This is a genomic window from Bradyrhizobium sp. WSM1253 (genome assembly GCF_000244935.1).
GTDB classification, from domain to species: Bacteria; Pseudomonadota; Alphaproteobacteria; order Rhizobiales; family Xanthobacteraceae; genus Bradyrhizobium; species Bradyrhizobium canariense.
Genome location: NZ_JH600073.1, coordinates 7718122 through 7727820 on the forward strand (window position 1 = coordinate 7718122; position 9699 = coordinate 7727820).

Consider the following 9699-nt stretch of genomic DNA (forward strand, 5'->3'; position numbering starts at 1 on the left):
GGCGTTACCGCCACATTCCGCGCATTCGAGCGCCGATGTCGACCTTCGGGCCTTGCGCGGCGGTGCGCGCTGCGCTTGCCCCGGCCTTCGGCCAGGCAGTGCGCTCGAACAGATAGACCAGCTGCTCCGGGATGAAGCGGGTGCGCGAGGCGTAGACATGGCGGTCGCCCTTGGCGGCCTGGCCGTGGGTGAAGAAGCGCTGCGGCACCACAAGGTGCAGATCGTCCTTGGCACGCGTCATCGCGACATAGAGCAGGCGGCGTTCCTCCTCGAGCTCGGCGCTGGTGCCGGCGCCGAGATCCGACGGCATGCAGCCGTCGACGACGTTGAGCACGAACACCGATTTCCACTCCTGGCCCTTGGCGGAGTGGATGGTGGAGAGGATCAGATAATCCTCGTCGCGCAAGGGTGGCCCGGATTTGTCGCTGGTCGCATCCGGTGGATCGAGCGTGAGCTCCGTCAGGAATTTCTCGCGCGAGGCATAGCCGCTCGCGATCTGCTCGAGCTGCATCAGATCGGCGCGGCGCGTCTCGGAATCCTCGTGCAGGCGATCGAGATGCGGTTCGTACCAGAGCCGCACGCGTTCGAGGTCAGCCGGCCATTCCGAATAGCGCAAATTTTCGATGGTGCGGACGAAGCCGGTCCAGTCCGCGCCGGTGCGCGGCGGCACCGGGAGCTGGCCGAGCGCGGCGAGCGGATCGGAGCTCTCCGCCATCTGGTCGAGCACACGCTGCGCCGTCGCAGGTCCGATGCCCGGCAACAGATGCAGGATGCGAAAGCCGGCGACGCGGTCGCGCGGATTCTCAGCGAAGCGCAGCAGTGCCAGCACGTCCTTGACATGCGCGGCATCGAGAAACTTGAGCCCTCCGAACTTGACGAAGGGAATGTTGCGGCGGGTGAGCTCGATCTCCAGCGGGCCCGAATGCGAGGACGTTCGGAACAGCACCGCCTGGTGCTTCAACAGCGCGCCTTGCTCGCGAGTGGCCAGCACTTGCTCGACGATGTAGCGGGCCTGGTCGGCCTCGTCGTGCACGGTGACGAGCTGTGGTTTTTGCGTGCCGGCGCGGTCGGTCCAGAGGTTCTTTGTAAAGCGCTCGCGCGCCAGGCCAATGACGCCGTTGGCCGCTGCCAGCACGGGTTGCGTCGAGCGGTAATTGCGGTCGAGCGTGATCATCTCGGCGCGCGGCGAGAAGCTCTGCGGAAAATCCAGGATGTTGCGGACAGTGGCGGCGCGGAACGAATAGATCGACTGCGCGTCGTCGCCGACGACGGTGAGGCCGCGCCCGTCCGGCTTCAGCGCCAGCAGGATCGAGGATTGCAGGCGGTTGGTGTCCTGATATTCGTCGACCAAGACGTGATCGAAGCGGCCGCCGATTTCTTCCGCGATCGTCGCATCGCTCATCATCTGCGACCAGTAGAGCAGGAGGTCGTCGTAATCGAGCACGTGCTGGGCCTGCTTGGCCTCGACATAGGCCGCGAACAGGCCCTTCAGCTCGGCCGCCCAGCCTGCGCACCAGGGATAGTGCGCCCCCAACACCTTCTCGATCTCCATCTCGGCATTGACGCAGCGCGAGTAGATCGACAGGCAGGTGCCTTTGGCGGGAAAGCGGCTCTCCGTCTTCGACAATCCGCGCTCGTGCCGGACCAGATTCATCAGGTCGGCGGAATCCTCGCGGTCGTGGATGGTGAAGGCAGGATCGACGCCGATCCGCTCGGCATATTCGCGCAGCAACCGTGCACCGATGCCGTGGAACGTGCCGGCCCAGCTGAGCGCGTCGCGCATGATCGCGGCATTGTTCTCGCCGAGCACTTTCCGGGCGATGCGCTCGACCCGGCCGGCCATCTCGGCCGCGGCGCGCCGCGAGAACGTCATCAGGAGGATGCGGCGCGGATCGCTGCCCGCGACGGTCAGGTGCGCGACGCGATGGGCCAGCGTGTTGGTTTTGCCGGAGCCTGCACCGGCGATGACGAGCAGGGGCGCGCCCACGGTCGCACCATCGGCCACACCATGCTCCACGGCGCGGCGCTGCTCCGCATTGAGCGTGTCCAGATATGTCGCCACGAATCGCCCCGGTGAAACAGCCAGACTCGGCGATCCCGCTGCGAATCGCAATGCGTCTGGACGGGACCGATGTTAAGACCTAGGGACAAGACGGCCCAAGGTTCCATTCCGAAAAGCGCCACCCGGCATGACCGAGCTCAAATCCGACCAGTTCGAGATGCGACGGCTGGAATCGCTCAGCAACACCATTTTTGGCGTTGCCATGACGCTGCTCGCCTACGATCTGCCCAGGGCCGCGGTCTTCACAAGCGCGCCCGACTGGAACGATCTGGCCCGGGTCTATTCCGGCAAGCTCGCGGGTCTTGCGCTCAGCTTCATCATCGCCGGCGTGTTCTGGATCAGCCATCACCGCCGGCTGGCGCGCCAGCCCGTCGGCAGCCGCGGCGCGGTGATCCTCAATCTGTTTTTCCTGCTGTCGATCGTGCTGCTGCCGGTGACCAACGGCCTCTACACCAACTACCCCACGAGCAGTGCGGTCGCCGTGCTCTACGGCCTGCACCTGACCACCATCGCCGGCCTCAATGCCTGGCTGTGGTGGAGGATCCTGGGCGGCTGGCGCCACGAGATCATGGCCTCGCTGTTTCCGCTGCTGGTGTTTATTCCGGGCACGGTCGTTGCGGCGTTCGCGCCGCAGGTCGCGCCGTTCGTGTGGTTCATCGCCTTCGGCGGCCTGCTGATCCAGCGCTTCTATGTCGGGCCGACCGGGACGGACGCGTAGGGCCGCGGCTCAGCCTTGCGTCGTGCCGAACCCGTCGGCCGGCACGTAAAGCTTGACCGGGCGAATTTCGTAGACCGCTGACGGATTGACCTGACGCAGCGTCCGCGCGGCCGCGATCGCCTCCTCGTCCGTGTCGTATTCGACGAGGTGGAAGCCCAGAAGCTGCTCCTTGGTTTCGGCAAATGGGCCGTCCAGCACGACGCCCGCGCCGGGGCCACGCAAGGTGCGGGCCTTTCGGGTCTCATCCAGGCGGGCGGCCGGGCCAAAATGCCCGCTTGCCCGCAGCGGTGCCTGAACCTCGATGACTTTGGCCACGACCGCGGCGTCCTTCTCGGGCGTCCAGGACAAGATCTCGTCTTCCACGTGATAGGCCAGGATGGCGTAAAGCATCGTCACCTCGTTGATTTTCGCTGCGCGCGTCCGAAGGACGTATCACCACCGTCGCAGCCGACAATGGGGGCTGCGGAAAATATTGCGTCGCGGGGTGCGGCGACGAAACCTTCCCGAAACCCGATTGCGGCCGAAAGGTGTGAACGCCGCTCGAAATCGGCGCGACTGATGGCCACTAAGAACACTTCGGAGGCGGCCATGTCGACCATCAAGATCATCTGCAAGATCATCTGCGACGCGCGTCGGGCAGGAAAGTCGGACGCTGCGGATCTGCACGACCAGAGCGGCCACCACCGCTGTTACGGCAGCTCGGCCGAGAGCGGCGGCGAGCGCATCGTCGAAAGCCGGCGCGGCAAGCGCCCGCGCGCAATGAGCGTTTGCGGCTTCTAAGCCGCCGCGGTAGCGGTGAGGGGGCGGCCTCGCTCGAACTGACCGCGTCACATCCCGCTCAGCACCTGCTTGATCAGGGTTTCACGCAACCGGGCGAGTTCGCCGGTCGCCTCCATCTGCTCGATCATCCTTCCGACCTTCGGCACGAGATCGCGATGCCGTTCATGCAGATGGTGGTAGATGCTGATGCGCTCGAGAGGCGGTGAGAGCGGATGGATGGCCTGGAGATTGAGCTTCCTCACCGCGGCCAACCCGCTGAAGAGGTCGGTGACCATCACGTCGAAGCGGTCGGCATCGAGCATCTTGACCATGTTGTCGAGGCTTGTCGTCGCCGTGACCCGGGTCATGCCGCGCGTACCGGCTTCCGACGAGCCGACGCCGCGTACGATGCCGATGCTGTAGTCCCTGATTGAATTCCAGCCGGCGACGTCGAACTGCAGTTTCGTGGTGAAGACAGCGGGCTCGATGTAATTGATCGCAGGTGTCACCTGGATCAGCGTCGGGTAGTCGCGAGAGAGAGTTCCGATCCGCTGGACCTCGCCGTCGACCTGGCCGGTGCTCGACAGCGCGAGCGCGCGCTTGCCGGGGACATCCTCGAATTCGAGCTTGATGTTCAGCCTGGCATAGACCGCGCGGAGCATCTCGCCGCCGACATATTGATCGGGAATATCGGCGATGCGTGCGAGCCGGATGACTTCTTGCGCCTGCGACGGGCCTGCCGCGAGCAGCAACAGGCAGACCACGACTATCCGCCTCATGACGCATCTCCCTGGCCATGCCTTTTGGGCGTGCCCTGCTAACATCGGATTCCGGGGCCGCGCGATCTACCGGAGATGGCAGCTGCGCCGGTCCGCAACGTTGACAGCACGTTCGCGCTGTGCGGGCGGCTCCGGGCTTTCACCGATGTCATTCTAGCACGCGAGGTGGTACTTTGCCCGGGAATCCTGCTGCTGGGCGCAAGATATGACCCCGTCGAACTCAGGCCGCCCAAGGGCCGACAGGATCAAGGGCCGATAGGATCATCGGCCGACAGGATCGCCACGCGCACCGCGTGCTGAGGCAGGGCCTCAACCGTTCACTTTGCTCGCGGTTGCGGTCGGCAGGCTGAGCAGGTGCCGCCATTTTCGGGGACGTGGTGCATGGGCAACGCAGGTGACGATGATACCAAGCGCCGCCGCGCCATTGCGCCGGTGGCTGCGAAGCAGGATTTGACCGGCATCGGCGCCGCGCTCGCGCCTCCGATGTTCGCGGTGCTCGTGTCGCGGATCTTCAACTGGTCGCGCAGCGGCGTCGGGCCCCGGCTGCTTGCCGCCGTGCTGCTGTTCTCATCGGTCGTGACGCTGACCCTGACTGCGCTCCAGCTCTATCTGGATTACAATCGTGAGGTCGGACTGATCGAGACGCGGCTGGACGAGATCGGCCGCAGCACCACGGGCAGCCTCGGAGAGAGCCTATGGAATCTCGACCAGAACCAGCTCAAGCTCCAGCTCGATGGCATTCTGCGGCTGCCTGACATCCGTGCGGCGGAGGTCCGCGAGATCGTCGATCGGCCCAATCCGATCCGTGTCGAAGTCGGCGAGCGAAACACCCGTTCGATCATGACCCGGGAATTTCCGCTGAGCACCATGGTGCAGGGGACCTCGCGCGCCATCGGCACGCTGCGGGTCGAGGCGACGCTGACCGACGTCTATCAGCAATTGCTGAACAGGGCCCTCGTCATTCTGGCCAGCCAGGCGGCAAAGACGTTCCTCGTCTCGTTGTTCATCATCTACATGTTTCATCTGCTGGTGACCCGGCATCTCGTCGCCATCGCCGAGTACGTCGGCAAATACAGCCTCGGACGGCCGCCGCCACCGTTGCGCCTGGAGCGCCGGTCGCCTTACGAGGCCGACGAGCTGGACAAGGTGGTCGTTGCTTTCAACGCCATGTGCGCCAACCTCGAACATGCCTATGGCGAGCTGCGCGAGGCCAATGGGAATCTCGAGCGCGACCTGAAGATCCGGCAGCGCGCCGAGGAGAACGCCCGCGCGAGCGAGCAGCGCTTCCGTGATTATGCCGAGACCGCATCCGACTGGTTCTGGGAGACCGGCCCGGATCACGTGTTCACCTACATTTCAGATCGGGCCGATGCTTTCGGCATGGACCACAAGGCGCTGATCGGGAGGCGCCGTTCAGACGCCGCCTTCGACCGCGATGCCGAGCCCCAGAAATGGCGCGCTCACTTGGCGACGCTGGATCGCCACGAGCCGTTCCGGAAGTTCGAATATCGCGGCCGCGATGCGGCTGGCCGCGCGCGCCATTTCAGCGTCAACGGCCGGCCGGTGTTCAGCGCCGACGGACGCTTCATGGGGTATCGTGGTTCGGCCACCGATCTGACCGAGCAGCACGAGACCGAGGAGCGGCTTCGCCAGTCGCAGAAGATGGATGCGATCGGCCAGCTCACCGGCGGCGTCGCGCATGACTTCAACAACGTGCTCACTGTCATCACCGGCACCATCGAGATCATCCGTGAGGGGCTGGCGGACAAGCCCGACCTCGCCGCGATCGCCCAGCTCATCGACGATGCGGCGGCGCGAGGCGCGGAGATCACCTCACAGCTCCTGACCTTTGCGCGTCGCCAGCCGCTGGAGCCGCGCGAGATTGACGTCAACGGCCTCGTGCTCGAGACGGCGAAGCTGTTGAAGCCGATCCTGGGCGGAAACGTCGAAATCGTCACCCGCCTCGCGGACGACGCCTGGGCGGCGATGGCCGATCCGTCGCAGCTGTCGTCGGCGATCATCAATCTCGCCGTCAATGCGCGCGATGCGATGGCTGGCGGCGGCACGCTGACGCTCGAGACGGCAAACCGCGAATTGGATGGTGCTGGTGACGGCGAAGCTACGTGCGGCGCCTTCGTCATGGTCGCGGTGGCCGACACCGGTCATGGCATCCCCGCCGACCTCCGCGACCGCGTGTTCGAGCCGTTCTTTACCACCAAAGGGGTCGGTCGCGGCACCGGGCTCGGCCTCAGCATGGTCTACGGCTTCGCCAAGCAGAGCGGCGGCAGCGTTGCGATCGAGAGTGAGGAAGGCCGAGGCACCGTGATTCGGCTGTTTCTGCCGCGATCTGCGGGCGGAGCGCAGACCAGGACCGGGCCACTGCAGGCGCCCGCGGCGGCACGCGGGCACGAGACGATTCTCGTCGTCGAGGACGATCCGCTGGTGCAGGGCTATGTCATCGCCCAGCTCGGCAGCCTCGGCTATCGCACCCTCGCAGCCGGCGACGGCGCAACCGCGCTTGCGCTGGTGCAGCAGGGCGCCCAATTCGATCTGCTGTTCACCGACATCATCATGCCCGGCGGCATGAACGGGCAGGAATTGGCCGAGGCCGTGCGGCGCCTCCGCCCGGGGATGAGGGTGCTCTATACGTCCGGCTATACCGACAACGCCCTCGACCACGAGGGTCATCTCGGTTCCGGCGTTGCGTTGCTGAGGAAGCCGTACCGGAAGGCGGACCTGTCACTGAGGGTCCGCGAGGTGCTCGCCGGCGAGCCGCCCGCCGGAGCAGCAGGCGCGTGACCTACGAAAAAGGCGCGGCGGGGAGGCCCCCGTCGCGCCCGATTTCTTGCTCGCTGGTCCAGGGCTGAGAGCGCCCCGATGCCAAGCCTTTATTCAAAGCTTAGCGGGCGATCCCAGCGAGGTGACAGCGCTTGGTAAGAGACACTGGATCACCTCCTTTCGTTGGTTGCGGAAGATTTCAATATAGGCAGCAATTCCGGTGTTGTTAAGGGGAGGCGGGTCGGGAGGAACCAGCGGCTGTTCGCAGGGCCGGGAAGGCGCTGGAAAGCCGACTCTTGGGCAGTTGATCTTGTGTTGGGCCGTTGATCCTGGGCAGTTGAGACCGCCGCCCGGCCGTGTTAGGGAGCCCCTGTCGCGGGTGTAGCTCAATGGTAGAGCAGCAGCCTTCCAAGCTGAATACGAGGGTTCGATTCCCTTCACCCGCTCCATCCCAACAATTGTTGCATCTCGATGGACCGACCCTCTCCGGGGGCAGGTCAGTCCAAATGTCGGCTGGAGCTTGGCATTTCGACAGGACGGCCGGTGACGGTGTGGGCGGCATTGCGATAACCGGTATCGGCGTTGCGGGGATCGGGGATCACTGAGTTCAAATTGCGTTGCGTTTTTCGAGGGCACGAGCTCGCGACGACATGGCGGATGCCTGCGTGCATCTGATGCAAATCGTCGGTTAGCCCGGGGAAGCATGCATCCGCGGCGTATCAGGCGGCGCGCCGGTGACTGCGCAAGCGTAGGAACCTTCACCGCCAGCATGAGTTGGCCGTCGGGCGGGGCGAAAGTCACACGAGGTCAATCGTGCAAGACAATTTGCGTGTGCGCTCGACCGCGCAAATCGCAGGCCATCCGATTCATCCGATGCTGGTGCCGATCCCGATCGCGTGCTTCATCGGGGCGCTGCTGACCGACATCGCCTATGTCGTCAGTGCCGAGATCATGTGGGCGGATTTTTCGGCCTGGCTTCTGGTCGTCGGCGTCATCTTCGGCGTGCTGGCCGCCATCGCCGGCCTGACCGATTTCCTCGGCAACCGCCTGGTGCGGGCACAGGCGCCAGCCTGGCCGCATCTGATCGGCAACGCGCTGGCGCTGGTCCTGGCGACCATCAATGCGTTGATCCACACGCGCGATGCCTGGACCTCGGTGTGGCCGACCGGCCTCGTTCTGTCAGCCATCACCGTATTGATCCTGCCGGTCACCGGCTGGCTCGGCTGGGCCATGGTGTATCGCCACGGTGTAGGAGTTGCGCGATGAACTCCGCAATCGCTAGGGCGCTGTTGTGCGCGTCGCTGCTGTGTCTCGCCGGCTGCAATGACGGCAGCGGCGATCCCAAGGCGCAAACCGGCGCCAACCCGACGCTGCCCGACATCCAGCAATATTGGCTGCCCCCGATGCACATCGCCCGCATCGTCGGCTGGAAGAAGGACGAGACCCCGGCCGTTGCGCAGGGCTTGCAGGCCAAGGCCTTCGCGACCGGCTTGCAGCACCCCCGATTTCTCTACGTGCTTCCCAACGGCGACGTGCTGGTGGTGGAATCCAAGGCGCCGAAGGGTGCTCCGATCAAGCGGCCCAAGGAAATCGTGATGGGATATGTCGAGTCCTGGGCGACATCAGGCGGCGACACCGGCGAGAGCAACCGCATCACGCTGCTGCGCGACAGCAACGGCGACGGCGTCCCGGACACGCAAAGCGTCTTCCTCGACCATCTCAACTCGCCGTTCGGCGTCGCGCTGGTCGGCAACGATCTCTATGTCGCCAACACCGATGCGATCGTCAGATATCCCTACACCGAAGGCGATACCAAGATCACCGCGCCGGGCACGGTACTGACGCCGCTGCCGGGCGGACCGATCGACCATCACTGGACCAAGAGCCTGGTCGCGAGCCCCGACGGTTCAAAGTTGTATGCCGGCGTCGGCTCCAACAGCAACATTACCGAGAACGGCATGGAGGCCGAGCACAATCGCGCCGCGATCCTCGAGGTCGATCGTGCCAGCGGCCGCTGGCGCATCTTCGCAAGCGGCTTGCGCAATCCCAACGGCCTCAGCTTCGAGCCGCAGACGGGGGCGCTGTGGACGGTGGTGAACGAGCGCGACGAACTCGGTCCCGATCTCGTTCCGGACTACATGACGTCGGTGAAGGACGGCGGCTTTTATGGCTGGCCCTACAGCTATTACGGCCAGCACGTCGATCCTCGCGTCAAGCCGGAGCGGCCCGACCTCGTCGCCAAGGCGATCGTGCCTGACTACGCGCTGAGCTCGCATGTCGCGCCGCTTGGAATGGCCTTCAACACAAGCGCGAGTTTGCCGCCCGCCTATCGCGGCGGCGCCTTCGTCGGCGAGCACGGCAGTTGGAACAGGCAGATCTTGAACGGCTACAAGGTGGTGTTCGTGCCGTTCACGGACGGCAAGCCGAGCGGCCCGCCGCAGGATGTCGTCACCGGCTTCCTCAACAGCGACAATTACGCGCGCGGGCGGCCCGTCGGCGTCGCCATCGACAAGACCGGCGCGCTGCTGGTCGCCGACGACAGCGGCAACACGGTGTGGCGGGTGACGGCGGCGCACCCGCAGCTCACGCAGCGATAGATCTCG

8 protein-coding genes and 1 tRNA gene are annotated in these 9699 nt (G+C 65.1%); 6 read left to right on the forward strand and 3 right to left on the reverse strand.

The features are described 5' to 3' along the window. Positions 1–4: 4 nt before the first annotated feature. Entirely contained in the window at positions 5–2062 is a 2058-nt protein-coding gene (locus BRA1253DRAFT_RS37330) for an ATP-dependent helicase (protein WP_007602902.1), read from the reverse strand. A 127-nt stretch (positions 2063–2189) separates the two neighbouring features. Here BRA1253DRAFT_RS37330 and BRA1253DRAFT_RS37335 point away from each other — a divergent pair, with 127 nt between their 5' ends. Beyond that, the gene (locus BRA1253DRAFT_RS37335) at positions 2190–2780 is read left to right on the forward strand and encodes a TMEM175 family protein (protein WP_007602905.1); all 591 of its coding nucleotides are present in this window, start codon (positions 2190–2192) and stop codon (positions 2778–2780) included. A gap of 9 nt (positions 2781–2789) precedes the next feature. Here the strand turns inward: BRA1253DRAFT_RS37335 and BRA1253DRAFT_RS37340 are convergent, their stop codons facing one another. After that, on the reverse strand, positions 2790–3170 hold the full coding sequence (locus tag BRA1253DRAFT_RS37340) for a YciI family protein (RefSeq protein ID WP_007602906.1): 381 nt from the start codon (positions 3168–3170) through the stop codon (positions 2790–2792). Positions 3171–3368: 198 nt separating this feature from the next. On the opposite strand from BRA1253DRAFT_RS37340, the gene BRA1253DRAFT_RS37345 reads away from it, so the two are divergent. After that, positions 3369–3560, forward strand: coding sequence for a hypothetical protein (locus BRA1253DRAFT_RS37345; protein WP_007602907.1), 192 nt, complete (start codon positions 3369–3371; stop codon positions 3558–3560). Between the two features lie 47 nt (positions 3561–3607). On the opposite strand, the gene BRA1253DRAFT_RS37350 is transcribed toward BRA1253DRAFT_RS37345, so the two are convergent. After that, positions 3608–4318 carry an ABC transporter substrate-binding protein gene (locus BRA1253DRAFT_RS37350; RefSeq protein ID WP_007602908.1) on the reverse strand — a complete coding sequence of 237 codons (711 nt, stop codon included), beginning with the start codon at positions 4316–4318 and terminating at the stop codon, positions 3608–3610. Positions 4319–4699: 381 nt separating this feature from the next. On the opposite strand from BRA1253DRAFT_RS37350, the gene BRA1253DRAFT_RS37360 reads away from it, so the two are divergent. The 4 genes from BRA1253DRAFT_RS37360 to BRA1253DRAFT_RS37375 all read left to right on the forward strand — a co-directional run bounded on the left by BRA1253DRAFT_RS37360 (position 4700) and on the right by BRA1253DRAFT_RS37375 (position 9693). Then, positions 4700–7117, forward strand: a complete 2418-nt coding sequence (locus tag BRA1253DRAFT_RS37360; RefSeq protein WP_007602909.1) for an ATP-binding protein — start codon at positions 4700–4702, stop codon at positions 7115–7117. Between the two features lie 354 nt (positions 7118–7471). Then, positions 7472–7545: transfer RNA gene (locus BRA1253DRAFT_RS37365), tRNA-Gly, on the forward strand. A 364-nt stretch (positions 7546–7909) separates the two neighbouring features. Next, positions 7910–8362, forward strand: a complete 453-nt coding sequence (locus BRA1253DRAFT_RS37370) for a DUF2231 domain-containing protein (protein ID WP_007602910.1) — start codon at positions 7910–7912, stop codon at positions 8360–8362. Beyond that, positions 8359–9693, forward strand: a complete 1335-nt coding sequence (locus tag BRA1253DRAFT_RS37375) for a sorbosone dehydrogenase family protein (protein ID WP_007602911.1) — start codon at positions 8359–8361, stop codon at positions 9691–9693. The genes BRA1253DRAFT_RS37370 and BRA1253DRAFT_RS37375 overlap by 4 nt, the downstream gene beginning before the upstream one ends. Positions 9694–9699 lie beyond the last annotated feature (6 nt).

Excerpts from the sequence above, each read along its gene's own strand:
- BRA1253DRAFT_RS37345 (WP_007602907.1), top strand. The coding sequence starts at position 3,369 with ATGTCGACCATCAAGATCATCTGCAAGATCATCTGCGACGCGCGTCGG.
- BRA1253DRAFT_RS37335 (WP_007602905.1), top strand. The coding sequence starts at position 2,190 with ATGACCGAGCTCAAATCCGACCAGTTCGAGATGCGACGGCTGGAATCG.
- BRA1253DRAFT_RS37360 (WP_007602909.1), top strand. The coding sequence starts at position 4,700 with ATGGGCAACGCAGGTGACGATGATACCAAGCGCCGCCGCGCCATTGCG.
- BRA1253DRAFT_RS37375 (WP_007602911.1), top strand. The coding sequence starts at position 8,359 with ATGAACTCCGCAATCGCTAGGGCGCTGTTGTGCGCGTCGCTGCTGTGT.
- BRA1253DRAFT_RS37350 (WP_007602908.1), bottom strand. The coding sequence starts at position 4,318 with ATGAGGCGGATAGTCGTGGTCTGCCTGTTGCTGCTCGCGGCAGGCCCG.
- BRA1253DRAFT_RS37340 (WP_007602906.1), bottom strand. The coding sequence starts at position 3,170 with ATGCTTTACGCCATCCTGGCCTATCACGTGGAAGACGAGATCTTGTCC.